The organism is Allobosea sp. (assembly GCF_017308015.1).
Classification (GTDB): domain Bacteria; phylum Pseudomonadota; class Alphaproteobacteria; order Rhizobiales; family Beijerinckiaceae; genus Allobosea.
The window spans coordinates 37,717-62,197 of record NZ_JAFKFW010000028.1 but is presented as its reverse complement, the minus strand read 5'-3'; the positions used below and the strand labels follow the sequence as shown (position 1 = coordinate 62,197).

20 protein-coding genes are annotated in these 24,481 nt (G+C 67.1%); 11 read left to right on the top strand and 9 right to left on the bottom strand.

The window, feature by feature from the left end:
* Nucleotides 1-23: 23 nt before the first annotated feature.
* From J0I42_RS20130 to J0I42_RS20105, 6 genes are all read right to left on the bottom strand, one after another.
* Nucleotides 24-536: a chemotaxis protein CheW gene (locus tag J0I42_RS20130; RefSeq protein WP_291657434.1), complete on the bottom strand. Its 513-nt coding sequence runs from the start codon at nt 534-536 to the stop codon at nt 24-26.
* Nucleotides 533-2,845 carry a chemotaxis protein CheA gene (locus J0I42_RS20125; protein ID WP_291657432.1) on the bottom strand — a complete coding sequence of 771 codons (2,313 nt, stop codon included), beginning with the start codon at nt 2,843-2,845 and terminating at the stop codon, nt 533-535. The genes J0I42_RS20130 and J0I42_RS20125 overlap by 4 nt, the downstream gene beginning before the upstream one ends.
* Before the next feature lie 19 nt (nt 2,846-2,864).
* A complete protein-coding gene (locus tag J0I42_RS20120) occupies nt 2,865-3,260 on the bottom strand; it encodes a response regulator (RefSeq protein ID WP_291657430.1) in 396 nt (131 codons plus the stop codon).
* Complete coding sequence (locus J0I42_RS20115) at nt 3,229-3,510, bottom strand: STAS domain-containing protein (protein ID WP_291657428.1); 282 nt, start codon at nt 3,508-3,510, stop codon at nt 3,229-3,231. The genes J0I42_RS20120 and J0I42_RS20115 overlap by 32 nt, the downstream gene beginning before the upstream one ends.
* Nucleotides 3,511-3,633: 123 nt before the next feature.
* Complete coding sequence (locus tag J0I42_RS20110) at nt 3,634-4,101, bottom strand: response regulator (protein WP_291657426.1); 468 nt, start codon at nt 4,099-4,101, stop codon at nt 3,634-3,636.
* A 56-nt stretch (nt 4,102-4,157) separates the two neighbouring features.
* A complete protein-coding gene (locus tag J0I42_RS20105) occupies nt 4,158-5,630 on the bottom strand; it encodes a methyl-accepting chemotaxis protein (RefSeq protein ID WP_291657425.1) in 1,473 nt (490 codons plus the stop codon).
* A 246-nt stretch (nt 5,631-5,876) separates the two neighbouring features.
* Between J0I42_RS20105 and J0I42_RS20100 the strand changes: the two genes are divergently transcribed.
* Entirely contained in the window at nt 5,877-6,623 is a 747-nt protein-coding gene (locus J0I42_RS20100) for a superoxide dismutase (protein ID WP_291657424.1), read from the top strand.
* 40 nt (nt 6,624-6,663) lie between these two features.
* Here J0I42_RS20100 and J0I42_RS20095 read toward each other — a convergent pair whose 3' ends face one another.
* Nucleotides 6,664-7,887: an MFS transporter gene (locus J0I42_RS20095; protein ID WP_291657423.1), complete on the bottom strand. Its 1,224-nt coding sequence runs from the start codon at nt 7,885-7,887 to the stop codon at nt 6,664-6,666.
* Between the two features lie 259 nt (nt 7,888-8,146).
* Here J0I42_RS20095 and J0I42_RS20090 point away from each other — a divergent pair, with 259 nt between their 5' ends.
* Nucleotides 8,147-9,121, top strand: coding sequence for a TAXI family TRAP transporter solute-binding subunit (locus J0I42_RS20090; RefSeq protein WP_291657443.1), 975 nt, complete (start codon nt 8,147-8,149; stop codon nt 9,119-9,121).
* 233 nt (nt 9,122-9,354) lie between these two features.
* The gene (locus J0I42_RS20085; RefSeq protein ID WP_465247702.1) at nt 9,355-11,520 is read left to right on the top strand and encodes a TRAP transporter permease; all 2,166 of its coding nucleotides are present in this window, start codon (nt 9,355-9,357) and stop codon (nt 11,518-11,520) included.
* Between the two features lie 20 nt (nt 11,521-11,540).
* Here the strand turns inward: J0I42_RS20085 and J0I42_RS20080 are convergent, their stop codons facing one another.
* On the bottom strand, nt 11,541-13,028 hold the full coding sequence (locus J0I42_RS20080; RefSeq protein WP_291657420.1) for a M81 family metallopeptidase: 1,488 nt from the start codon (nt 13,026-13,028) through the stop codon (nt 11,541-11,543).
* A 501-nt stretch (nt 13,029-13,529) separates the two neighbouring features.
* On the opposite strand from J0I42_RS20080, the gene J0I42_RS20075 reads away from it, so the two are divergent.
* The 8 genes from J0I42_RS20075 to J0I42_RS20040 all read left to right on the top strand — a co-directional run bounded on the left by J0I42_RS20075 (nt 13,530) and on the right by J0I42_RS20040 (nt 23,443).
* Entirely contained in the window at nt 13,530-15,167 is a 1,638-nt protein-coding gene (locus tag J0I42_RS20075) for a methyl-accepting chemotaxis protein (protein WP_291657419.1), read from the top strand.
* 27 nt (nt 15,168-15,194) lie between these two features.
* A complete protein-coding gene (locus tag J0I42_RS20070; protein WP_291657417.1) occupies nt 15,195-15,659 on the top strand; it encodes a chemotaxis protein CheW in 465 nt (154 codons plus the stop codon).
* Entirely contained in the window at nt 15,659-16,936 is a 1,278-nt protein-coding gene (locus J0I42_RS20065; protein ID WP_291657415.1) for a CheR family methyltransferase, read from the top strand. The genes J0I42_RS20070 and J0I42_RS20065 overlap by 1 nt, the downstream gene beginning before the upstream one ends.
* Complete coding sequence (locus tag J0I42_RS20060) at nt 16,936-17,631, top strand: chemotaxis protein CheW (protein ID WP_291657413.1); 696 nt, start codon at nt 16,936-16,938, stop codon at nt 17,629-17,631. The genes J0I42_RS20065 and J0I42_RS20060 overlap by 1 nt, the downstream gene beginning before the upstream one ends.
* Nucleotides 17,628-19,898, top strand: a complete 2,271-nt coding sequence (locus tag J0I42_RS20055; protein ID WP_291657412.1) for a hybrid sensor histidine kinase/response regulator — start codon at nt 17,628-17,630, stop codon at nt 19,896-19,898. Before J0I42_RS20060 ends, J0I42_RS20055 begins: the two co-directional genes overlap by 4 nt.
* Before the next feature lie 22 nt (nt 19,899-19,920).
* Nucleotides 19,921-20,943 (top strand): chemotaxis response regulator protein-glutamate methylesterase, encoded by a 1,023-nt coding sequence (gene cheB, locus J0I42_RS20050; protein WP_291657410.1) that lies wholly within the window; start codon nt 19,921-19,923, stop codon nt 20,941-20,943.
* 10 nt (nt 20,944-20,953) lie between these two features.
* Nucleotides 20,954-21,973: a GGDEF domain-containing response regulator gene (locus J0I42_RS20045; RefSeq protein WP_291657408.1), complete on the top strand. Its 1,020-nt coding sequence runs from the start codon at nt 20,954-20,956 to the stop codon at nt 21,971-21,973.
* A gap of 225 nt (nt 21,974-22,198) precedes the next feature.
* Complete coding sequence (locus tag J0I42_RS20040; RefSeq protein ID WP_291657406.1) at nt 22,199-23,443, top strand: Zn-dependent hydrolase; 1,245 nt, start codon at nt 22,199-22,201, stop codon at nt 23,441-23,443.
* Here J0I42_RS20040 and J0I42_RS20035 read toward each other — a convergent pair.
* On the bottom strand, nt 23,421-24,401 hold the full coding sequence (locus J0I42_RS20035) for a LysR family transcriptional regulator (RefSeq protein ID WP_291657404.1): 981 nt from the start codon (nt 24,399-24,401) through the stop codon (nt 23,421-23,423). The genes J0I42_RS20040 and J0I42_RS20035 overlap by 23 nt on opposite strands.
* Nucleotides 24,402-24,481 lie beyond the last annotated feature (80 nt).

Here is a 24,481-nt window from a genome sequence, read left to right as displayed (position 1 = left end):
ACGCTCGGGCTGGTCTCAGGATATCAGGCGGCCCGGCCGGTCTTGATCTGGGCCTCGGCGCCACCGTCGCGGATCACGGCTGCGAGGTCGAGCAGCGCAACGATATCGGTATCGAGCAGGACGAGGCCCTCGATCAGGCCGTGCTCGTCGCGCTCCAGATCCGGCGCCGGACGCACGGCGCTGACCGGCACGTCGACGATGTCCGAGACCGAGTCGACCAGCAGCCCCGCGGTCTTGTCCTCGACATCGACGACGACGATGACATGGGTCGCAGTGGCCTCGGTCGCACCAAGCCCGATTGCGGTGCGCAGGTCGTAGACCGCGAGGATGACGCCGCGCAGGTTGAGCACGCCGCGTACATGCGGGGCCGCATGCGGCAGTGGCGTCGTCGCCTGCCAGCCCTTGATCTCGCGGACCATGCCGACATCGATGCCGAAGGTACGGTCGCCGACCTTGAAGGTCACGATCCGGCGCGCGGCCGATTCGGGCTGCGCCGACGAGAAGTGCTTTTCGCCGAGTTGGAGGGTCATGGTCATCCAGCCATCTTGAGGTCAGATTGAGGGGGCCGGTTGCCGGACGCGGCAAGCCGTAGCATCGAGTCGATATCCAGGATCAGTGCGACGAGACCGTCGCCGAGGATCGTCGCCGCCGAAGCACCGTTGACCGCGCCGTAATTCGCCTCGAGGCTCTTCACGACGACCTGCTGCTGGCCGACGATCTCGTCGACGGCGATGCCGACATTGTTGCCGCGTTCGGTCTCGGCGATGATGACGATGTTCTCGTTGGTCTTGCCCATCGAGCCCATCACGTCCCCCAGCCGGTAGAGCGGAGTGACCTCGCCGCGCCAGCGCAGGACTTCCTGGCCGAAGGGCAGACGCTCGATCGGGGTCGAGGCGAGATGCTGGGTCTCGATCACAGAGGCGATCGGGATGACGTAGCGATCATCGCCGCAGCGGATCACCATGCCCTCGAGAACCGCGAGCGTCAGCGGCAGCGCGAGCGTGAACTTGCAGCCCCGGCCCGGTTCGGAATCGACGCTGATGCGCCCCCCGAGCGATTCGACATTGCGGCGCACGACATCCATGCCGACGCCACGGCCCGAGATGTCGCTGACCGCTTCGGCCGTCGACAGGCCGGCAGCGAAGATGAGCTGGTCGATCTCCTCCGGCTGCAGCCGCTCGTCGGCCCCGACCAAGCCGCGCGACCGCGCCTTGGCGAGCAGGCGCTCGCGGCCGATGCCGCGTCCGTCGTCGGTGACGGAGATCACGATGCGGCCGGCACGATGCTCGGCGATCAACCTGATCGTACCCTCGCGCGGCTTGCCGGCCTCGGCCCGCTCGTCCGGGGTCTCCAGTCCATGATCCATCGAATTGCGGATCATATGGGTCAGCGGATCGGCGAGTTCCTCGATGATCGTCTTGTCGACCTCGGTGTTCTCGCCTTCCAGCACCAGCCGGACTTCCTTGCCCAGCGTCTGCGCGAGTTCGCGTACCAGCCGCGGCATGCGCTGGAACACGGCCTTCACCGGCTGCGCGCGGACCGCCATGACATGGTCCTGCAATTCGCGCGTCTGGCGCGAGAGCGTCAGCATGCCTTCGGCAGTCTTGGCGTGGACGTCATAGGGCAGCGAGCGCACGCATTCGACCAGCATGGACTGGGTGATGACGATCTCGCCGACGAGGTTCATCAGCTTGTCGATGCGGTCGAGATCGACGCGAACGCTGACTGCCTGGCGCTGGCGCGCCGAGGTGTCGGCGGCGGCCGGCGCGCGCGTTGCCGCCCGGCCGGAGACAGGGGCTTCCGCCGCGACGACCGGCGCGGGAGCGGCAACGGGAGCCGGCTCGGGCTGGATATCGGGTTCGTTCGCCGCTTCCGGCGACGGGCCGAGCTTGGCGAGGATCGCGGAGAGATCGGCGGCAACGGCACTGGAGACCTCGGGCGCAGCGGCCATCGGTTCGTCCGCCTGCGGAGCCTCGATCTCGGCCTCCTCGGCGAAGACGATCTCGAATTCCTCGTTCGCCAGGCTGAAATCGAAGCGGCCGTGCAGATCCTCGACGGAAAGCCCGGTGCGCAGCGTTACGTCGAAGCGCAACCAGCAATCGCTGACATCGAGGCTTTCGAGCGGAGGCACCTGGCTGAGGTCGCAGCAGATCGAGACGATGTCATCGGCCGGCAGCGAACCAAGGACGACGCGCGGCTCGATCACCCGGCGGAACAGGTCCGGCTCCGGCATGATGCGCAATTGCACGTCACGGCCAGGCTTCCCGGCGGCGGGTTCAGGCGCGGCGACGGGTTCGTCGTCCCAGCCGTCATCGGTGGTTGCTGCGGCAGGCGCCGCAGTCTTCGCCTCGACCATGGCGAGCAGGTTGCCGAGCGCGGCGATGCCGATGGGCGCGTCGTTGTCGGCAACGGCGGGAACGACGGGCGCCGGGGCGGGCACGGCAGGAGCCGGCGGAGCGGCGACTGGTGCCTGCGGCGCCTTGCCCACCTGCTCGAGCGCGGCCAGGAGATCGGGCCGCTCGGTCGCGGGCTCGTCGTTGCGCGCGGCCGCGACGAGATCGGCGACCGCATCCGAACAGCGCAGGAACAGGGTGAAGGGCGCGTCATCGATGGCCACACGGCCGGATCTCAGGTGATCCAGCGCCGCCTCGAAGACATGCGCGAAGCCGACGAGCTCGGTGCAGCCGAAGGCACCTGCGCCGCCCTTGATCGAATGGATGGCGCGGAAGGCGGCGTTGACGTCCTCGGAATCGACGGAGCCCTCGTCGAGGGCCTGGAGCTTCTGCTCCAGCGCGCCGAGGAGTTCGTCGCATTCCTGGAAAAAGGTCTGTTTGAGTTCTGCCAACGGATCCATCGGCCAGCCTTCAGTTCTGGTAGCGCGCGACGAGGCCGAGCAGGGTATTGGGCTCGAACGGCTTGACCATCCAGGCGCTGGCGCCGGCGCGGCGGCCTTCCGCCTTGATCTCGGCGCCGTTCTCCGTCGTCAGCACGATGATCGGCGTATTCTGCCCGGCGGGTCGCGAACGGCAGGCGCGGGTGAACTCGATGCCGTCCATGATCGGCATGTTGAGATCGGTGATCACGAGATCGGGCCGGAACTGGTCGAACTTGTTGAGGCCGTCCTCGCCGTTCTCGGCCTCTGCCACCTCATGGCCGGCATTGCGGAGCGTCAGGCTGAGCAGGCTGAGCAGGGTCTTGGTATCGTCGATCGCCAGGATTTTCATGCCGTCACTCCAGAACGAGAGCGCTGTGAGCGGCATCGAAGCCGATCGCACGCAAGGATTCGCGGCATTCCTCGGAAGCCGCCTTGAGCGTGACCGAAAGCCCCCGCGCAGCGGCGCTGGTGGCTGCGGAGTGAAGAAGCTGGATCCAGAGGCTGGGCAAGGCCCCGGCCTCGGCGCATTCGACGGCAATGCTTTCCCGCTGCTCCAGCGCCACCAGCAACTGGTTGCGGAACGTCGCAGCCTCGGAGCGGCCGAGGAACGGGGGAAGCGAAACGGTGATGACCATGAAGGGCGCCCCAGGATTGCGCCGGGAGCATCGCGTCAAACTGGTAAAAACTTCGCTAAATATGTTTATGCGCGTCAATACTCTTGGCGCTTTCGCGGCAATTGCGGCACGCGCCGTCGCCTGTCAGAACATGCTGTTGCTGATCGCGCGCGGCACCAGCGTGATCTTCCCCTCTGCTTCCCTGTATTTCCGGGGCATGTTGATGACACCCGACAGGTGAAGCCAGAGATTGTTGGGCGAGATCGGCTTGGTGATGATCTCATGCGCGCCGAGCTTCGCCGCCTGGACGACCGAGCGCCGGTCCGGCCGCTCCATCATCACCAGCACCGGGGCCTTGGCGAAAGGCGAGGTCTTGAACGAGCGGATCGCTGCCAGGCACTTGATGCTGTTGCCGTCCGGCATGTCCCAGTCGAGAATGACGATATTCGGCTGCTTCTGGATGAAGGTCGAGGCCGCCGAGGATAGATCCGACGCCTCGAAGATGCGGTTGAGCTGCGCCTGGTACAGCATCGTGCGCACGATCCGGCGGTAATGCGGGCTCGGATCGATCAACAGCACCGACAGGTTTGGGAAGACGGGCGCGATATGCATGGCGCTGACTCGGAAACTCGCTCACTCAACTCGACAGGGCAGACTCGGGCGAAACACTAGACCTTGAGCCCGAAGCGAAAGGCGCCCCAGTGCCGTCCCTTGACCATGATCGGTGCCGACAGGTCCTCCATCACGAGGAACTGCCCTCCACCCATGTCGCGCCGATAGCTCTGGAGCAGGAACGGCTTGCGATTGCGGGCCGCGGCAAGCCCGGTCCGATCGTCGAAGATGCGCCGGTTGCGGCAATTGGCATTGTTCCAGACCGGGTCGCTGCCCTGCTGTTGTGCGTATTTGCGGTTATGCGTCGGCAGGAAGCCGTTGCGATCCACCGCTGCGCAGAACACGATCCGCCCGTTCGAGGTCAGGAGCCTCTCCTGCAGCGGGGGCAGCAGCCGGTCGGTCAGCGCGACGAAGCGCGTCACGTGCTGGACCGGGTCCGAGCCCGGCACCGGCCGATAGGCCTCGTCGAACAGGTCTGCCAGGGCGATCTCGCCGCGCGCCAGCGCCGCCTCGAACAGGTCGCCGATCGCGTCGGCCGTCTCCATGGCGGTCGCGATCAGTTCCGACTGGGCGGTCCTGACACCTGAAGCCGCGATCGAACCGAGAATCCCCTCGCTGATCGCGACCAGCGCCTCGGTTCGCTTGCCCGCCTGTTCGAGATTGTCGGTCGAGACGTCGACTCCGCTCACCAGGCCCGCCAGGTCCTGCCCCGCCTTGGCGCAAGCCTCGGCATTCTCCCGCGTCGGCCGCGACACCGCCTCGATCTGGCCGATCAGTTCGACGACGGAACGGCCGAAGCTGTCGAACTCGCCGATCTGTTGCGAAATGGTCTGGCTGCCCGCCTGGGCGCGCTGTGCCGTCTGCGCGTTCTCCTGGCTGCGGCGGGCGACGGCATCGACCGCCTTGACCAGTTGATCGAGCTGGGCCGCGCTCGCCGCCGTCGCCTCGCGCGTCTGTTCCGCCAGCGCCTTCACGGCCGCGGCGATGACGGCGAAGCCCTTGCCGCCCTCGCCGCTGCGCGCCGCCTCGACGCCCGCATTGATCGACAGAAGCTGGATCTCGCGGGTGATCGACTGGATCGCATCGCTCGATGCCCTCGCCCTGTGCGCATCTCCGACCGCCTGGGCCAGCGCCTGCGTCATCGACTGGGCTTCCTGCGACAGGGTCTCGATATCGGTCTGCGCGGCATTGAGGCCGAGCCGCACCGATGTCGTCACGCGTTCGAGGCCGTTGCGGACGCCGGAAGCGGCAGCCTGCGCACTCTCGGCGGCCTGCCGGATTGCATTGTTGGCCTGCGACACCTGTTCGACCGCACCGACGACACGGCGAAGGCCCGCGGTCTGCTGGTCGAATTGCTGCGTCACGTCGCCGACACGCCCTGCGATATCGGTGATCTCGGCGCTGAGCTTGCCGAAGCGGGCTGCGATCTCGCGCACCGCGCGCTCGGCCCCCACCTCCGCCGGCTCGCCGTCGCAGCCCGACGCCACGGCGCGGACCGGCAGATCGAGCTTGCGAGCCAATGCATGCATGGCGGGACGCCTCTTCCACCCGGGAGGATTTCTTCCGGAAGCGTAGAGAAACGCGGTAAATCGCCGGTTAAGAGCCCATTCGGATGATTTACTCTTTTCCCTCTGCACGCCGGAAATTGAAATTACCCTTAGGTCAACGGCGGAGCGCGTCCGTGCTATAGCTGCAGTGATCGACCGCGGACCCACAATGGGAAACGCGCGTTGAACAGGCAGCCAGCAGGCACGAACGCTTTCCGGAGGATTCCCATGACTGCAGTTTCCGCCGTATCCCGCCGCCGCATGATCGGCCTGGGCGCGGCTGCCCTCGCCGTCGGAGCAGCGCCGAGGGTCTGGGCGCAGGCCACCGCCCCGGCAGCGCCCTCCGGCCCGTTCTCGCTGCCGAAGCGCGCCTATGAGGCCAATGCGCTGGAGCCGCATATCGACGCCGCGACCATGGACATTCACTACAACCGCCACCATGCCGCCTATGTCGCGGCCCTGAACAACGCCGCCAAGGACAACGGCGTCATCGCCAAGGCCTCGGTCGGCGAACTGATCGCCGATCTCGGTCAGGTGCCCGAAAGCATCCGCACGCTCGTTCGCAACAATGGCGGCGGCCATGCCAATCACAGCATGTTCTGGGAGATCATGGGCCCGGGCGCCGGCGGGGCACCGACCGGCGAGGTCGCCGAGGCGATCACGCGCGATCTCGGCGGCTTCGACAGGTTCAAGGCGGATTTCGAGGCGGCGGGCCTGCGCGTCTTCGGCTCCGGCTGGGTCTTCGTCACCGTCGACAAGGCCGGCAAGCTCGCTTTGCTCGGCAAGCCGAACCAGGACAGCCCGATCATGGACAAGCAGATGGTGCTGCTCGGCAACGACGTCTGGGAGCACGCCTATTATCTGAAGTACCAGAACCGCCGCGCCGACTATCTCAAGGGCTGGTGGAACGTGGTCGACTGGAAGAAGGTCAACGAGCGCTACGCCGCCGCCAAGGCCGGCAAGCTCGCGCTCTGAGCGCTGAACCCCGGCGAAGACGACAAGGCCGGGGGATGGTCTAATGCCCGACCTTGGCGCCCTTCGTTCCCTCGCTGAGGCGCGGCAGGAACCACGCGAGCAGGCCCATCAGCGGAATGAACGAGCAGATCTTGTAGACCATCTCGATGCCGAGATGATCGGCGAATTCGCCGAGCAGCGCGGCCGCAAGCCCGCCGAGGCCGAAGGACAGCCCGTAGAAGAAGCCGCCGACCAGCCCGACGCGGCCGGGCAGCAATTCCAGCGCATAGATCAGGATCGCGGCGAAGGCGCTCGACATGATCAGGTTGATCACGATCGTCAGCACGCCCGTCCAGAACAGGTCGGCATAGGGCAGGATCAGCGTGAAGGGCAGCGCGCCCAGGATCGAGAACCAGATGATCTTGTTGCGGCCGATCCGGTCGCCCAGCATGCCGCCGCCCAGCGCGCCCGCCGCCGAGGAGGCGAGGAACAGGAACAGCATCACCTGCGAATTCTGGATCGAAATGCCGAACTTGCCCATCAGGTAGAAGGTGTAGAACGACGAGAAGCTCGCCGAATAGGCGTTCTTCGAGAATAGCAGGATGATCAGGATCGCGATCGCGAAGGCGACCGAGCGCTTGCCCGGGCGCGCCGGCGGCGCGCTCGCCGCAGCAGGTTTGGGCGGCCGCGCCCTGTCGAGCCGTGCATAGCTCGCGGCAGTCCAGATCATCAGCATCATCGCGACCAGCGCCGCGACCGAAAACCAGGCAAGGCTGCCCTGCCCGCGCGGCACGATGATGAACGCGGCCAGCAGCGGCCCGAGCGCGCCGCCCGTTTGCCCGCCGACCTGGAAGATGCCCTGCGCGAGCCCGTGCTGGCCGCCGGAGGCGTTGCGGGCCATCCGGGTCGCTTCGGGATGGAAGATCGAGGAGCCGATGCCGACGCAGGCGGCCGAGAGCAGCAGGAATCCGTAGCTTCCGGCATAGGCGAGGCCGATGAGACCGGCGAGCGTGAAACCCATGCCCACCACCATCGAATAGGGCATCGGGTGCTTGTCGGTATAAAGCCCGACGGCCGGCTGCAGCAGCGAGGCCGAGACCTGGAAGGTCAGCGTGATCAGGCCGATCTGCCCGAAATCGAGCCGGTAGGATTCCTTGATGATCGGGTAGATCGCCGGGATCAGCGACTGGATCATGTCGTTGAGCAGATGCGTGAGGCTCAGCGCGATCAGCACCGGCATCATCGCCCGTTGCGGCAGGGAGGCGGTCGGCACGCTGGCGGTCATCTGGCTGTTTCCGCGGCGCCCGCCGCAGGCTGATTCCTGCCTCGTGACGCGGTCGAAGGCTCTAGAGGATCGCCGGCGCGCGCACAATTTCATGAGCCGGCACCACGGCAATGCCCTCACTGCATGCCTGGCCGGCTCTCGCACGCCCTGAAAGTCGCCATATCGCTGTTGATCGAGGCGACCGAACCGATTTTCCGATTGATCCCGCGCCCAATCCTGCCGAGATTGCCCCCTTTAATGGGAGGTTGACTGAATGTCTCTGCGTCATGGTTCGAAAATCGCCGCCGCCAGCCTCGCGCTCGGCGCCGTCGCGGTAGCGGCGGGCCTCGCCTTTGCCCAGGCTCCGGCCTTCTTCAGGATCGGCACCGGCGGCACGGCCGGCACCTATTATCCGATCGGCGGCCTGATCGCGAACGCGATCTCGGCCCCGCCGCAACTCGTCGCGACCGCGGTCGCCAGCAACGGCTCCGTCGCGAATGTCAACGCGATCGTCGGCGGCGCGGCCGAATCCGGCTTCGTGCAGGCGGACGTCGCCTTCTGGGCTCATTCCGGCACCGGCGTCTACGAGGGCAAGCCGAAGGTCGAGGAACTGCGCTCGATCGCCAATCTCTATCCCGAAAGCGTCCATCTCGTCGTCCGCAAGGCCTCGAACGTGAAAAGCGTCGCCGATCTCAAGGGCAAGAAGGTCTCGCTCGATGAACCGGGCTCCGGCACGCTGCTCAACGCCAAGGCGATTCTCGCAGCCTTCGGGGTCACCGAGAAGGATATCAGCGCCGAGTATCTGAAGCCGAACCAGGCTGCCGAGAAGATGAAGGACGGCTCGGTCGACGCTTTCTTCTTCACCGGCGGCTATCCGGCCGCCGCCATCTCCGAACTCGCCTCGACCGGCTCGGGCATCGACATCCTGCCGATCACCGGCGCCCCGGCCGAGAAGCTCGCCAAGGAATCGCCCTTCTTCGCCGCCGACGACATCCCGGCCGGCACCTACAAGGATGTCGGTGCGGTGAAGACCGTCGCTGTGGGCGCCCATTGGGTCACCTCCTCCAAGATCTCGGCCGACACGGTCTATGCCGTGACCAAGGGGCTGTGGAGCGACAAGGCCCGCGCCGCGCTCGATGCCGGCCATGCCAAGGGCAAGGCGATCCGCAAGGAAACCGCGCTCTCGGGCCTGCAGGGCGTGCCGCTGCATCCGGGCGCCGAGAAGTTCTACAAGGAAGCCGGCCTGCTCAAGTAAGGCGCGCGAAACACCGTCGGCGTTCCCTTTCCCGCATCGAAGTCGGGCTGGCCCGATTTCGACACTTTAAGTGCTGATCCCGGGCATGCCCGGGATCGGAAGAGAGGGTTGGGGTGAGGGCCTGCCGTTGCCGATACAGGTGCAACGTCTGCGTCCTCGTCCTTTTCTTCGCCGTCCTTCCCTCACCCCTGCCCCTCTCCCGTCCGGGAGAGGGGTTCTCCGTCGAGTGTCCCATGGCCAATCAGCCCTCCGCCGCCGAACTCGCCAGGCTCGAGGAAGAACTCGATCCGGAAATGCAGTTCCGCAAGGTTCCGCACGGCACCGCTCTGCTCATCGGCGGTCTGCTGCTCGCCCTCTCGGCCTTCCACTACTACACCGCCGGCTTCGGCCTGATGCGCGAGACCACGCATCGCGGCATCCATCTGGCTTTCGTGCTCGGGCTGATCTTCCTCGTCTTCGCCGCACGCAAGAGCACGGCCGCGACCGTCCACGCCTCGACCGTCTTCCGCCCCGGCGGCGTGCCGCTCTATGACTGGGTCTTCGCGATCGCGGTCGCCGTCGCCAGCCTCTATGTGCCCTGGATCTTCGAGGATCTCGTCTTCCGGGTCGGCAATCCCTCGCCGCTCGACGTGACGATGGGCACGATCACCATCGTCCTGATGATCGAGGCGACGCGCCGCGCCATCGGCTGGGGCCTGCCGCTGATCGCGCTCTTCGCCATCGTCTATGCGCTCTTCGGCAACTGGTTCCCCGGCATCTTCCTGCATCCGGGCGCGACCTGGTCGAACCTCGTCAACCACCTCTATCTGACCAGCCAGGGCGTCTATGGCGTCGCGCTCGGCGTCGTCGCGACCTATGTCTTCCATTTCGTGCTGTTCGGCGTGCTGGCGACGCGCATCGGCCTCGGCCGCCTCTTCCTCGGCGTCGCCGCAGCAGTCGCCGGGCGCTTCGCCGGCGGCCCGGCCAAGGTCTCGATCTTCGGCTCGGCCCTGTTCGGGATGATCTCGGGCTCCTCCGTCGCCAACACCGTGACCGTCGGATCGCTCACCATCCCGATGATGATCCGCCTCGGCTACCAGCGCCATTTCGCGGCCGCCGTTGAATCGACCGCTGCGACAGGCGGCCAGATCACCCCCCCGATCATGGGCGCCGCCGCCTTCCTGATGGTCGAGTTCCTCAACCTGCCCTATGCGACCATCGTCATCGCCGCAATCGTGCCGGCCTTCATGCATTTCTTCGGCGTGCTGATGCAGGTGCATTTCGAGGCGCGCCGCACCGGCATGGGCGGCATGACGGATGCCGATGCGCCGAAACTGCGCGAGGTCTTCGCGCGCGACTGGCCGACCATCGCGCCGCTCTTCGCGCTCATCGTCGTGCTCTTCACCGGCTACACGCCCTATCTTGCCGCTTTCTGGGGCATCACCGGCTGCATGCTGGTCGGCCTCGCGCATTACCGGGCGCCGGCGGCGCTGACCCTCGCGCTCGCCATCGGCATCGCCGCGCCGACCGAATTGCTGCGCGTGCCGGGCGTCAATGCGGCGCTGGTCGTCGCCGCTTTCGCCCTCATGGCGCATGGCGTGCTGCTGCGCACCGCCGAAGGCCGCAAGCGCGTCAACGACATGGTCGATGCCTTCGTTCTCGGCGCGAAATACGCGATCGGCGTCGGCGCGGCGGCCGCGACCGTCGGTATCATCGTCGGCGTGGTGACGCTGACCGGCGTCGGCTTCAAGATCTCCTGGATCGTGACCTCGCTCGCCGATCAATGGGCCAAGGGCCTGCTCGACATCGTTCCGTTCCTGCCCTTCGACATCAAGAGCGCGACGCTGTTCTTCACGCTGCTGCTGACCGGCATGGTCTGTATCCTGCTCGGCTGCGGCGTGCCGACCACCGCCAACTACATCATCATGGTGACGGTGGCGGCGCCCGCGCTCGGCCTGCTCGGCGTCAACCCGCTCGTGGCGCATTTCTTCGTGTTCTACTACGGCGTCCTCGCCGACATCACGCCGCCGGTGGCGATCGCCGCCTATGCCGGCGCCAGCATGGCCGGCGCCGATCCGTTCAAGACTGGCAACACCGCGTTCCGGCTCGCGCTCGGCAAGGTGCTGGTGCCCTTCGTCTTCGTGTTCTCGCCGTCCATGCTGATCATGGCGCCGGGCTTCACCTGGATCGAGTTCATCGGCTCCACCGCGGCCTGCCTCGCCAGCATCACGCTGCTCTCGGCCGCCTTCTCGGGCTGGCTGCTGGCACCGCTGGTCATGTGGGAACGTTTCGTCATCGGGCTCGCGGCGCTGCCGATGATCCTGGCCACGCCCTCTTCGATCGTGACCGGGCTCGTCATCGGCGCGCCCGTCCTGCTGCGGCAGGCCATAGCCCGCAAGGCGGCTCCCGCTCCTGCCTGAGCGGGAGCGCGACGGCCGTCTCACGCCATCTTGTCGAGCGGATGGAGCGGCCGCCGCACCCGGCGATAGGGCAGCTTGCCGAGATCGGGCGTGCACAGCGCCCCGCTGTCGCAGACGATCACCTTGCCGGCGATCGGCTCGAAGGCGGCGCGGAAATGCTGCATCGACTTCAGCCCGACGACGCGCTTGCCCGCCGGATCGATCCCGAAAGCGCGGAACTGCTGCAGATCGTTCATCTGGGCACGGATCGTGGTGACGAGGATCTCGATATCGCCGACGCGCAGCACGGCACAGGGACCCCAGCTCGCCTGCAAGCCGCCCATCATCGGGCCGTCGCCGACGTAGTCGCCGTCGCTGAGGCTGACCAGCGTGCCGGTGAGATCGAGCGGCCCGCCGCCGATCTCGGGATCGGTCTTGCCGCCGAGCCGGACCGAGACCGTCGAACCCGGCTCGCTCCTGTGCAGTTCGGCGGCGACTTCGGGATCGACCATCGGCCCGAAGCAGGCGTCGGCGAGATCGGCCTCGACCATGCCCTTGAGCAGGCCTGTGGCATCGCCATAGCCGCCACCGCCCGGGTTGTCGGCATAGTCGGCGATGATCAGCGGGCCGGAAGTCGCCGCATAGGACCTGGCTTCCGCCACCGCGTCCTCGACCGAGCGGAATTGCGTGATCTTCTCGAAGCGACGCTGCCACATGTCGTCCATCAGCGCCTCGGCAAAGGCCTGGTGCTTCTCGCGGTCGCCGTCGCAGGTGACCAGAACGGTCGGGCCGACCTCGCGGATATCGGCATTGCCGAAGCCGCCATTGACGCTGACGGCGAAGACGCCGGCCTCCTTCTCATAGGCTCTGGCCCTGGCGATGCGCTCGACCATCGGGCCGATATCGGTGCGCCCGCCATTGGCCTCCTCCAGCATCGGCCGCTCGGCCCGCAGCGTCACCGGCCTGATCTCGCCGCTCATCGCTCTCTGCATGATGCCAGCCGCGAGCCTGCCGATCTCGCGCATGTCGACATGCGGATAGGTCTTGTAGGAGACGACGATATCGGCGAGATCGGTCATCTTGCGGGTGACGTTGGCATGGGGATCGAGCGTGACGCCGATCGGCACCTCCGGTCCGAGCACAGCGCGGACGCGGTCCAGCAACTCGCCCTCGCCGTCTTCGCAGAACTCCGTGACCATCGCGCCGTGCAGGCCGAGCAGAACGCCGTCTATCTTGCCGGCGTGAGCCTTCGCGGCCTCGATGATGACGCCGGCGATCCGGTCGAAGGCATCGCGCGTCACCGGCCCGGAGGGCTGGGCAGCGGCGCTGATCGCATGGACGATCGTCCAGCCGGCAGGGCGGCCGATATCGAGAAAGCCTGCGATCGGCGTGTTGGCCTCGGCCCGTGCGGCGATCGCGTCCTCGCCAAGGCTGACCCCGCGATCGAGGAAAGCCGCATAATCGGCCGGGCAACGGCTGAAGGTGTTGCTCTCATGCGAGAACTCGGCGGTCAGGACGGTGAAGCTCATGGCGTTCCTCTGGCTGTTGTCGCACGTTGTTGCAGGCTTCGGCCGTCCCGGGGCGGAGGGCGGACATCGGCAGCGTCGATCGGCGCGTCGCGGAACGGCTCTCCCGGCGCCCGGCGGGATTTTGGCTCCCGGATACGCATCAAGGAGCTGGCCAGATCGAACAGCGGCTTCAAATCGGGATGCTTCACAGGGAAACGTAACGTCAATTCGTCGACCATCTCAACCTTGTCGATCCCGCGCAGACCTGCAATCGCGGCTTCGGCATAGGGCCGCCCTGTGTGCCCCGCGCCCTTCGCCGCCCGGCACGTCCTGCCCGCGCCTCCGGCAATCGAGCAGCCCCCGCAGGCGAGCTTGCGCGCCGGAGCTCCATCCAGGCGCCTTCATTGCTCGGTGTTTCCTCAATGGAACCGCAATAACTCGTCGCTAACGATGATCTGCGAACGATTTGGCTTATGCAGCCGAGCCCTGCCGCCGGTGCACAGCGCGACGATGGATTGAGCGATGAAGAGCCTGACGATACGCCGCCGAATCCTGATCAGCTTCGCTGCTGTCCTCGCGGTGATGACCGCCATGGCGGGAGCCAGCTATCTCTGGTTCCTGCAGACGGAGCGCGAGGTGGTCGAGCTCGAAAGCAAGACCGTCCCCGGCCTCTACTACAGCGCACAGTTGATGGTGGTCTGGGCGGATTCGACGCGGTTTTCCCGCGATTTCGGGCGCGCCGATACAGTGGCGGCGAAAAACCAGGCCGCCGAGGCGATCCTCGCCAACCGGACGCGGATACGCGAGCTGCTCAAAGCCTATGAGAGCGCAATCACAACGGAAACCGACCGGCGCAATCACACTGCGGTGGTACAGCTCGCCCAGCAATTCGCGGCAGCCGAAGATGCGATCATGGCGGCAGGCAGGCAGGCGGTCGCGAACGGCCAGATGACCGATCAGGCCGCGACCATCCGCAGCGATCTCGACCCGATCGCCATCAAACTGCGTGGCACGCTGCGCGAGATGGTCGACTTCAACAAGGCCGAGGCCGACGATTCGACACGCCAGATCGTCGACATCGTCCGGGCTGCCGAACTCGGCCTGATCGTCTGCTTCGTGATCGCGCTCGTCCTCGCGATCCTCTGCGGCGTGCTGCTGTTCCGGGCAGTGACCCTGCCGCTCGGCAAGCTGCTCGGCATCGTCAACCATATGCGGCAAGGCGATTTCAGCGAGCGTCTGACGCTCGCCCGGCGCGACGAGTTCAGCACGCTGGCCGACGGCGTCAACGCCATGGCCGACGATCTCGCCGGCCTGATCGGCCAGATCCAGAAATCGAGCATCCAGGTCAACACCTCGATCACCGAGGTTGCCGCGACCTCGAAGGAGCAGCAGGCGACCGCGAACGAGATCGCCGCCACCACGACCGAGATCGGCGCGACGGCCAAGGAAATCTCCGCCACCTCCAATGAACTCGCCCACACGATGGACGAGGTCTCGGCGGTCGCCGAGCAGACCGCGACGCTCGCCAATGGCGGGCAGGCCGGGCTCGCGCGCATGGAGAGCACGATGCGGCAGGTGATGGAAGCAGCCGGCGCGATCAACGCCAAGCTCGCGATCCTCAGCGAGAAGGCCGGCAACATCAACCAGGTCGTCACCACCATCACCAAGGTCGCCGACCAGACCAATCTGCTCTCGCTCAACGCCGCGATCGAGGCCGAGAAGGCCGGGCAGTACGGCCGCGGTTTCGCGGTGGTCGCGACCGAAATCCGCCGGCTGGCCGACCAGACGGCCGTCTCGACCTACGATATCGAGCAGATGGTCAAGGACATCCAGTCGGCGGTCGCAGCCGGCGTGATGGGCATGGACAAGTTTTCCGAAGAGGTCCGCCGCGGCATGCAGGAGGTGCAGCAGGTCGGCGGCCAGCTCTCGGAGATCATCGAGCAGGTCCAGGGGCTGGTGCCGCGCTTCGAGGGCGCCAACGAGGGCATGCAGGCGCAGGCGACCGGCGCTGGACAGATCAGCGAGGCACTCTCCCAGCTTAGCGAGGCTGCCCAGCAGACGGTCGAATCCCTGCAGCAGTCGACGCTCGCCATCGACGAGCTCAACCAGGTCTCGAACGGGCTGCGCAGCTCGATCTCGCGCTTCAAGCTGCGCGCCTGACGAGGAAGGGCGGAACGGGACCGCGCGATGCTGTTTCTGATGTTCCAGTTGGGGCGGGATCGCTACGTGCTCGAGACCGGGCAGGTCGAGGCCGTGCTGCCGCTGCTCACGACCAAGCAATTGCCCGGCGCCCCTGCCGGCGTCGCCGGCGCGATCAGCTATCGCGGCCGGCCGGTGCCCGTGGTCGATCTCGCGCTGCTGGCGCTGGGGCGCCCGGCCGAGCCACGCCTGAGCACCCGCATCATCCTGCTGCGCTATCCCTCCGGTCCCGGCAGCGACGACCTTCTAGGCCTGCTGGTCGAACAGGCGGTCGAGACGATCGAGCGCGATGCGGCGGATTTCACCACCTCCGGCGTCGAGGCCGGCATGCCGCCCTATCTCGGCCCGGTCGCGAGCGATGAGCGCGGCCTGATTCAATGGATCCGGGGCGAGGCCCTGCTCTCGCCGGAAATCCGCGGCATCCTGTTCCGTGAACTGGCGACGGAGCCGTGATGGACGAAGCCGCTCCGATCCGGGATTTCGAGAAACTGCTCAGGGAAAGCATCGGCCTGAGCATGGAGACGGTCGGCGCCTCCGTCATCCGCCATGCCCTGAAACGGCGGATGACGGCCTGCGCCATCCCCGATCTCCACGCCTACTGGGCCTTCGTAACGAGCAGCCCGGCCGAGCGGCAGGAGCTCGTCGATGCCGTCATCGTCCCCGAAACCTGGTTCTTCCGCGACCGAGAGGCCTTCAGCGCCATGGTCCGGCATGTCACCGGGAACCGGAGCGGCAATCGCCCGCTGAAACTGCTCAGCCTGCCCTGCTCGACCGGCGAAGAGCCCTATTCCATCGCGATGGCCCTGCTCGATGCAGGTTTTCCGGATGGCAGCTTCCGGATCGACGCGATCGACGTCAGCAGTCGCAACCTCGTCCATGCCGAGCGCGCAACCTACGGCAAGAACTCCTTCCGCGGCACCGACATCGCCTTTCGCGACCGCTATTTCGAGGCCTGCGACGGCGGCTTCCGGCCGCATGGCATCATCCGCCGGCAGGTTCGCTTCCACCTCGGCAACCTACTCGCCGCAAAACCGCAAGCCGGGCAAGACAACTACGACGTCGTCTTCTGCCGGAACCTGCTGATCTATTTCGACCGCGAAACGCAAGGAGCGGCGCTGACCCGCCTGCGGCAGATGCTGGCCGATGACGGACTGCTGCTGGTCGGCCCGGCCGAAGCCGGACTGCCTCCCCTGCACGGCTTTGCCTCGGTGCGCTTTCCGCGAGCCTTCGCCTTCGCCAAGATCGAAACTTCACCGATGAAATGCGTCGAGCCGCCCGTCGCGCGGAAACCGGGGCCCGTTCCGGCAAAGGCCGCCCGCGCGCCGCAGAGGCAGACGGCCAGCAAGCGTCCCGCACCACGCCCCTTCGCGCAGAAACCGGTTCCCCAGAAGCCACAGACGGATTCGCCGGATCGGGCTGCCGCCAGCCTCGCTGCGATCGAGAGCGCAGCCGATGCCGGGCGCCTGACCGAGGTGAATGCGGCCGTCGAGCGCCATCTCGCCGAATTCGGCCCCTCGCCGGACGCGTTCTACTGGCTCGGACTGGCCCACGACGCCGCCGATGCGATGGAAGACGCGATGCGCAATTACCGCAAGGCGCTCTATCTCGCGCCGGACCACCAGCGGGCGCTCGCACAGCTCCGGCTGCTTCAGCAGCGCCGGGGCGACCATAGCGGCGCCAAGGCCCTGGCCGACCGGCTCGACCGGTTGGCGAAGCGGAGCGATATCTGATGTCCGCCGTGACCGACCGGACAATGGACGACGGCATCGCCGAATGCTGGCGCGAGATCGGCGTCAGGGGCGACCGCTCCTGTCCGGAACTCATCACCCACCTGCACTGCCGCAACTGCCCGACCCATGCGGAGGTCGCCCGCAAGCTGCTCGACCGGCCCCTGCCGCCGGGCTATCGCGACGCGTGGACACAGCATTTCGCCCGGCGCGACGAGAAGGCCCCCGAAGGCGAGGAGATCGACAGCGTCCTGATCTTCCGCATCGGTGAGGAATGGCTCGGCCTGCCGGCCGGGATCTGCCGCGAGATCGCCGAGCCACGCCCGGTCCACTCCCTGCCCCATCGCCGCCACGAAGCCGTCCGCGGCATCGTCAATGTCCGCGGCGAATTGCTGATCTGCATCTCGCTGCCCGCTCTGCTCGGCATCGGTGCAACCGCCTTCTCCCGGGGGAGCGGGCGGATCGCGATCTTCCCCCGCCTTGTCGTCATCGGCGAGGAAGCGCGACACGTCGCCTTCGAGGTCGACGAGGTCCACGGCCTGCATGGCTATCGCGCCCATGAGCGTGGTCCGGTGCCGGCGACGGTCGGCCGCGCGGCCGGGAGCGTCGTCGAGACGATGATCCCCTGGAACGGCCATACGGTCGGCTGCCTGGCCGCCGGGCGCCTGCTCGACCTGATCGACCGGAGCATCGCATGAGCGCCGGGGACCTGAGCGACCTCTCCATGCTCGAACTGTTCCGGGCCGAGCTTGCGGCACAGTCGCAAGTCTTCACGGCCGGCCTGCTCGCCCTCGAACGCGACCCGGCCGCGGCCGTTCACCTGGAAGCCTGCATGCGGGCCGCCCATTCGCTGAAGGGCGCTGCCCGCATCATCGACCTGAAACCCGCCGTGCTGGTCGCGCACGAGATGGAGGAATGCCTCGTCGCCGCCCAGCACGGCAAGATCCGGCTGAACCAACGGCATATCGACGCTTTGCTCGCCGGCATCGACCTTCTCGCTGCGATTTCCGCCGGCCCGGACGAGCCGGGAACAGAAACAGGGAAACAGATAGAAAGCTTCGCGCAGACCCTGCGCAACGCCTCCGAACGAACCGACATGGCTGTGCCCGACATCCCCCGCGGCAATGCCGAACCGGCCAGCGCAGAGCCTGTGGAGCAAGCCGCGGCCCCGGCGATCGCCACTTCACCGGAAGCGCCGGCCGCCGGAGACGGCGCGACGGGCGAGCGCATGGTCAGGGTCACCGCCGACAGCCTGAACCGCCTGCTCGGCCTTGCCGGTGAATCGCTGATGTCCGCGCGCCGGCTGCGGCCCTTCAATGAAGGACTGCTGAGGCTGCGGCGCGTTCAGGCCGAGCTCGCCAAAAGCTTCGAGGAACTGCGTGCAGCGATGCCCGCCGCGGTCGACGACCGCGCCGCGCAGGCACTGGCGGCCGCGCAGCTCAAGCTGGCGGAGGGGCAGGCTCTCCTGGCGCAGCGCCTCGACGAGATGGACACGGTCGACCGGCGCGCGAGCGATCTCGCCAACCGGCTCTATGACGAGACGCTCGCGAGCCGCATGCGGCCCTTCGAGGACGGCGTCCGGCATTTCCAGCGCAATCTCCGCGATATCGGCCGGGGGCTCGGCAAGACCGTGCGCCTCGACATCGTCGGCGGCGCCACCAGCATCGACCGCGACATCCTCGACCAGCTCGACGCACCGCTCGGCCATCTCCTGCGCAATGCCGTCGATCACGGCATCGAGGCGCCCGAGCGGCGCCGCGCCGCCGGCAAGCCGGCGGAAGGCCTGGTCAGGCTGGAAGCACGGCACAATGCCGGCCTGCTCCAGATCATCGTCTCGGACGATGGCGGCGGCATCGACATCGAGGCGCTCCGGCAGGCGACGCTGGCACGGGGCCTCACCACGACCGAAACGGCCTGGGACCTCAGCGAGGAGGAACTGCTCGAGTTCCTCTTCCTGCCCGGCTTCTCGATGAAGGCGACGGTCAGCGACATCTCAGGCCGCGGCGTCGGCCTCGATGCCGTCCAGGCCATGGTCCGGCAGGTGCGCGGCCAGGTCACCGTCGCCTCCGAGCACGGTATCGGCACCCGCTTCCAGCTCCAGCTCCCTCTGACCTTGTCGGTGATCCGCGCCCTCCTCGTCGAGATCGACGGCGAGCCCTACGCCTTACCGCTGACCGCGATCGCACGTGCCTTGCGGCTGCCGCAGGACCAGATCGAATTCCTCGAAGGCCGCCCGCATTTCCGCGTTGGCGAACAGCAGGTAGGCCTCGTCACCGCGCATGAGATTCTCGGCCGGGGCGAAGCTGTCGCCGGAGGGGCCGAACTGCCGACGATCGTCGTCGGTGAGGGCGACGATCTCTATGCGCTGGTCGTCGACCGTTTCCTCGGCGAGCGCGAACTCGTGGTCCGGCCGCTCGATCCACGCCTCGCCAAGGTCAAGGATGTCAGCGCCGCCGCCCTGATGGACGACGGCTCACCCGTGCTCATCCTCGATGTCGAGGACCTGATCCGTTCGATGGAGAAACTGGTTTCGGGCGGGCGCCTCAGGACGCTGGAGCGCAGCGTGGCGCGCATGGGGCAGAAGCGGCGCAAGCGCGTGCTCGTCGTCGACGATTCGCTGACTGTGCGCGAGCTCGAGCGCAAGCTGCTCGACCATCACGGCTTCGAGGCCGAGGTCGCCGTCGACGGCATGGACGGCTGGAACGCGGTGCGCTCCGGTCCGTTCGACCTCGTCGTTACCGACGTCGACATGCCCCGCATGGACGGCATCGAGCTCGTCACCCTGATCAAGCACGACCCGAACCTGCGCGACCTGCCGGTGATGATCGTCTCCTACAAGGACCGCGAGGAGGATCGCCGCCGCGGCCTCGATGCCGGCGCGGATTACTATTTGACCAAAGGCAGCTTCCACGACGAAGCTCTGATCCATGCCGTGGTCGACCTGATCGGCGAACCATGGGGATGAGCATACGCTGTGGGGGCGTTCCATGAGAGTTGGTCTGGTCAATGACCTGCCGATGGCGGTCGAGCTTTTGCGACGCGTCATCGTTTCCGCAATGGAGCATGAGGTCGCCTGGGTCGCCATGAATGGTCGTGAAGCCGTAGAGGCCTGCCGGCGTGACCGGCCCGATCTGATCCTGATGGATCTGAACATGCCGGAAATGGACGGCGTGGAGGCGACGCGCCGGATCATGACCGAGACGCCCTGTCCGATCCTGCTGGTTACCGCCAGCGTCGATGCCAACGTCTCCGGAGTCTATGAGGCGATGGGCCATGGCGCGCTCGATGCGGTGGATATTCCCACCGTCAGCGCAGGCGGCCATACCTCGGCGCAGACGGCCGCCCTGCTCGCGCGGATCGCGACGATCGGCCGCCTGTCGCGCAGCGTGCCGACGGTGAACCTGCCCCAGCACCGCCCTCCCGCGACGAACTCGCCATCCCAGCGTCTCGTCGCCATCGGCGCCTCCGCCGGCGGACCGGCCGCCGTGGCGGCCCTGCTCGGCGGGCTGGCGCCCGAATTCCCGGCCGCGATCGTCCTGGTCCAGCATCTCGACGAGCAGTTCGTGCCGGGCTTCGCGGGCTGGCTCAGCCAGCATTGCCGCCTGCCGGTCCAGCCGGCCCGAGAGGGCGACCGGCCGCAGCGCGGCACCGTTCTGATCGCGGCGAGCGCCGATCACCTCGTTTTCAGGTCAGGCGGCGAACTCGGCTATCGGACCGAGCCGCTCGACTGTCCCTACCGCCCGTCGATCGACGTGTTCTTCGAGAGCGTCGCGGAACGCTGGCAGGGAGCACCCATTGGCGTCCTGTTGACGGGCATGGGCCGCGATGGCGCCCGAGGCCTGAAACTCCTGCGCGACAGGCAGTGTTTGACGATCGCACAGGACAAAGCCACAAGCGCGGTCTACGGGATGCCCAAGGCTGCGGCAGATATCGGCGCTGCCGCCGAAATTCTGCCTTTGGCCGGGATCGCACCGCGCCTGACCGCGGCGTGCGCTCCGCCGTCCTCATGAAGGTTGGCCCATGACAGGCGAAATGAAATCCTCCCTGCCCGACGTCCCGCTCCCGGCCGACAGCTACCTGTCAATGATCCTGCTGGTCGACGACCAGGTCATGGTCTGCGAGGCGGTGCGGCGGGCGCTGGCGCACCATGGCGATATCGATTTCCACTACTGCACCGATCCGCTGGAAGCGGTCGCGGTAGCCCAGCGTGTCAAGCCGACGGTGATCCTGCAGGACCTGGTCATGCCGGGGGTCGACGGGCTCGACCTCGTCCGGCAATACCGCAAGCATCCGGCTCTGCATGCCGTGCCCGTCATCGTGCTTTCCACCAAGGAGGATCCTGCCACCAAGAGCGAGGCCTTCCAGGCAGGAGCCAACGACTACCTCGTCAAGCTGCCGGACAGGATCGAGCTGATCGCCCGCGTGCGTTACCATACCCGTGCCTATCTCGATCATCTCCAGCGCGACGAGGCCTATCGCGCGCTGCGCGAAAGCCAGCGCGAACTGATGCGGGCCAATCTCGAGCTCGAGCGCCTGACCCGGATCGACGGCCTGACCGGTCTCGGCAACCGCCGCTATTTCGACGAATATCTCACGGCCGAGTGGAAGCGCTGCCAGCGCACCCAGAGCCCGCTCTCGGTCCTGATGATCGATGTCGACCATTTCAAGCGGTACAACGATGCCTACGGCCATCTCGCCGGCGACGATGTGCTGAAACAAGTCGCACGCGTGCTCCAGGAAGGCTCGACCCGCTCGACCGACCTCGCTGCGCGTTTCGGCGGCGAGGAGTTCGTGGTGATCCTGACCGGCGTGCCCCAGGAAGGGGCGAGCCATGTCGCCGAGCGGCTGGTGCAGGGCGTGCGCGACCTCAACATCGCCCATGGCGCCGACCGTGTGACGATCAGCGTCGGCGTCGCGACGGCCTGGCCGGATGCCGAGGGCGATCCCGCCAGGCTCGTCAATGCCGCCGACCTCGCCCTGTTCCGCGCCAAGAACGAGGGCCGCGACCGTCTGGTCTATGCGGAGCTGCCGAACGGCTGACCGGCTCCTGCAAGGCAGCCGGCATCCGATCAGCGAAAGGCCGGCCGAGCGTGGTTCTCCGGCTGGCGCGGGCGCGCCGATGGCAAGCATAGGCAATATCTATTTGCCTGCGCCGCCCCTCGCCTGAAATCCTGGGATTGACGGTCCGCCCGCAATTGCGGCGCGAACGCGTCGTTTCATTGCCCCGCAGCAGCTCCCGCCAAGCCCGGCGGAGAGGAGACCGTCATGCCCAGCCTCGACACGGCCCGTATCGACATCGAGCGCTTCTGGACCACGATCGAGCGCTCGGCCGAGATCGGCCCCGGCCGGCCGGGCGGCCTCTCGCGCCTCGCCCTCTCCGATGCCGACAAGGACATCCGCGACACGTTCGTCGGCTGGTGCCGCGAGGCAGGGCTTCAGGTCCGCGTCGACGGCATCGGCAATATCTTCGCCCGCCGCGCCGGCACCGACGACAGCCTGCCGCCGGTGGTGATGGGCAGCCATCTCGACACCCAGATCAATGGCGGTCGCTTCGACGGCATTGCCGGCGTGCTCGGCGGGCTCGAAGTCTGCCGCACACTCGACGCGCTCGGCCATCGCACGCGCCGGCCGATCGAGATCGTCAACTGGACCAACGAGGAAGGCGCGCGCTTCTCGCCGCCGATGGTCGGCTCCGGCTGCTTCGTCGGCGCCTACACGCTCGACTTCGCACAGGGGCGCACCGACGAGGAGGGCCGCACGATCGGCCAGGAGCTGGAGCGGATCGGCTATCGCGGCGAGATGGAAACTGCGCCCCACGCCTTCGACGCCTATTTCGAGTTCCATATCGAGCAGGGCTACTACCTCGACCGCGACGGCATGCAGGTCGGCGTCGTCACCGGCGGCTTCCCGAGCACCGGCATGCTCGTCGAGTTCAAGGGCGAGACCGCCCATACCGGTCCCTGGCCGATGGAGCGCCGCCGCAACGCCCTGCTCGCCGGCGCCCGCCTGCTGGTCGCGACCGACGAGATCGGCTGGACCTATGCCGCCGGCGGCGGCAAGGCGACCGCCGCGCGCCTCGCCGCCTGGCCGAACAAGCCGGGCATCCTGTCCGACTGGGCGCAGGCCGTCTGCGACGTCCGCCATCCCGATCCGGAGACCTCCGAGGTCATGGCCGAGCGCGTCCGCCGCGCCGTCGGGGAATCCGCTTCACGCGCCGGCTGCACCGCCGAAATCCTCGATGTCTGGAAATGGGGCGGAAAAATCTTCGCGCAGGAGCTGATCGACAGCGTCCGCCAGACTTCGCTCGCCCTGGGCTATCGCACGCAGGACATCCTCAGCCAGGCCGGGCACGACGCCTATTTCGTCGCCCGCCATGCGCCGACGACGATGATCTTCGCGCCCTGCAAGGGTGGCATCACCCATAACAACGCAGAACTCTGCACGCGCGAGGACCTCGAACCCGGCCTCAACGTGCTCCTGCACAGCGTCATGGCACGGGCGGATCGCTGAGCAGAACCTCGGTGGCCTCGGCCGCCGGCTCCTCTTCGGCCGCGCCGAGCTGCTGCTCGAACAGCCGCAGGAAGGCCTCTTCCGCGGCGTTGAGCTGCATGGCCGGATTGGAGACGAAGTAGAGATCGGCGCCGAGCAGGTCCTCGGGTCGCGCGAGGTTCCACAGGCTACGGCTCTCCAGCGCCTCGGCGACCGAGGCCAGCGGCAGGATGCCGATGCCGAGCCCGGCGGCGATCATCCGCGTGACCTCCTCGAGATTGGGGCTGGAGCCGACGACGCGGCTGCCGAGCCCTGCCCCTTCCCTGACCGAGACCATCGGCTCCAGCGCGCCGTCCTGCCCGCAGGCGAGCGCGACGAAGGGCTCGTCGCGCAGCTCCGCCAGCGGCACGTCCGAGAGCCCGAAGAGCGGATGCCCGCGCCCGCACAGGATGCCGAATTCCTCGCGCAATAGCGGCCGGCAGTCGAGCCCGGCCAAAGGCTTGGCGAGCAGGCAGAAGCCGAAGGGGCTGAGCTTCTGCGAGACCGCGCGGACGATGTCCTGGCTGTTGGCGACGTCGATCCGAACATTCACCCCGGGATGCTTGCGGTTGAGCAGCGTCAATGTCCGATCGAGTGGCGGCAGCACGACATGGGTCACGACGAGCAGGCGCACGAGCCCGGTCAGATCGTCATGATCCTCCGACAGCCGGTCGCCGATGCGCGCCACGCTGCGATAGATGTCGACGCATTCCTTGTAGAGCAATTCGCCGCGCTTGGTCAGGACGAAGCGTCGGCTGTCGCGCTGGATGAGCTGGCCGCCAAGCGTCTCTTCCAGTCGCTGCAGGGCCGCGCTCACTGTCGGCTGCCGCACGAGCAGACGGTCGGCCGCCCGCGTGATGCTGCGCTCCTCGACGATGACGAGGAAGGTATGCAGCAGATTCCAGTTGAGATGGTGCAGCTTCGGCTTCGTTCCGCTCAAGCGAGCCTCTCTTCCCTTGGTGGTCTCGGTCCCTTATGCAAACCCGCTGCCGTGGCAAGCCTATGCTTAGCATAGGAACT

Bases quoted from the DNA above. Each gene is read 5' to 3' on its own strand.
- J0I42_RS20130 (WP_291657434.1), bottom strand. From the start codon at position 536: ATGACCATGACCCTCCAACTCGGCGAAAAGCACTTCTCGTCGGCGCAG.
- J0I42_RS20120 (WP_291657430.1), bottom strand. From the start codon at position 3,260: ATGCCGCTCACAGCGCTCTCGTTCTGGAGTGACGGCATGAAAATCCTG.
- J0I42_RS20115 (WP_291657428.1), bottom strand. From the start codon at position 3,510: ATGGTCATCACCGTTTCGCTTCCCCCGTTCCTCGGCCGCTCCGAGGCT.
- J0I42_RS20110 (WP_291657426.1), bottom strand. From the start codon at position 4,101: ATGCATATCGCGCCCGTCTTCCCAAACCTGTCGGTGCTGTTGATCGAT.
- J0I42_RS20105 (WP_291657425.1), bottom strand. From the start codon at position 5,630: ATGCATGCATTGGCTCGCAAGCTCGATCTGCCGGTCCGCGCCGTGGCG.
- J0I42_RS20100 (WP_291657424.1), top strand. From the start codon at position 5,877: ATGACTGCAGTTTCCGCCGTATCCCGCCGCCGCATGATCGGCCTGGGC.
- J0I42_RS20095 (WP_291657423.1), bottom strand. From the start codon at position 7,887: ATGACCGCCAGCGTGCCGACCGCCTCCCTGCCGCAACGGGCGATGATG.
- J0I42_RS20085 (WP_465247702.1), top strand. From the start codon at position 9,355: ATGGCCAATCAGCCCTCCGCCGCCGAACTCGCCAGGCTCGAGGAAGAA.
- J0I42_RS20080 (WP_291657420.1), bottom strand. From the start codon at position 13,028: ATGAGCTTCACCGTCCTGACCGCCGAGTTCTCGCATGAGAGCAACACC.
- J0I42_RS20075 (WP_291657419.1), top strand. From the start codon at position 13,530: ATGAAGAGCCTGACGATACGCCGCCGAATCCTGATCAGCTTCGCTGCT.
- J0I42_RS20070 (WP_291657417.1), top strand. From the start codon at position 15,195: ATGCTGTTTCTGATGTTCCAGTTGGGGCGGGATCGCTACGTGCTCGAG.
- J0I42_RS20065 (WP_291657415.1), top strand. From the start codon at position 15,659: ATGGACGAAGCCGCTCCGATCCGGGATTTCGAGAAACTGCTCAGGGAA.
- J0I42_RS20060 (WP_291657413.1), top strand. From the start codon at position 16,936: ATGTCCGCCGTGACCGACCGGACAATGGACGACGGCATCGCCGAATGC.
- J0I42_RS20055 (WP_291657412.1), top strand. From the start codon at position 17,628: ATGAGCGCCGGGGACCTGAGCGACCTCTCCATGCTCGAACTGTTCCGG.
- cheB (WP_291657410.1), top strand. From the start codon at position 19,921: ATGAGAGTTGGTCTGGTCAATGACCTGCCGATGGCGGTCGAGCTTTTG.
- J0I42_RS20045 (WP_291657408.1), top strand. From the start codon at position 20,954: ATGACAGGCGAAATGAAATCCTCCCTGCCCGACGTCCCGCTCCCGGCC.
- J0I42_RS20040 (WP_291657406.1), top strand. From the start codon at position 22,199: ATGCCCAGCCTCGACACGGCCCGTATCGACATCGAGCGCTTCTGGACC.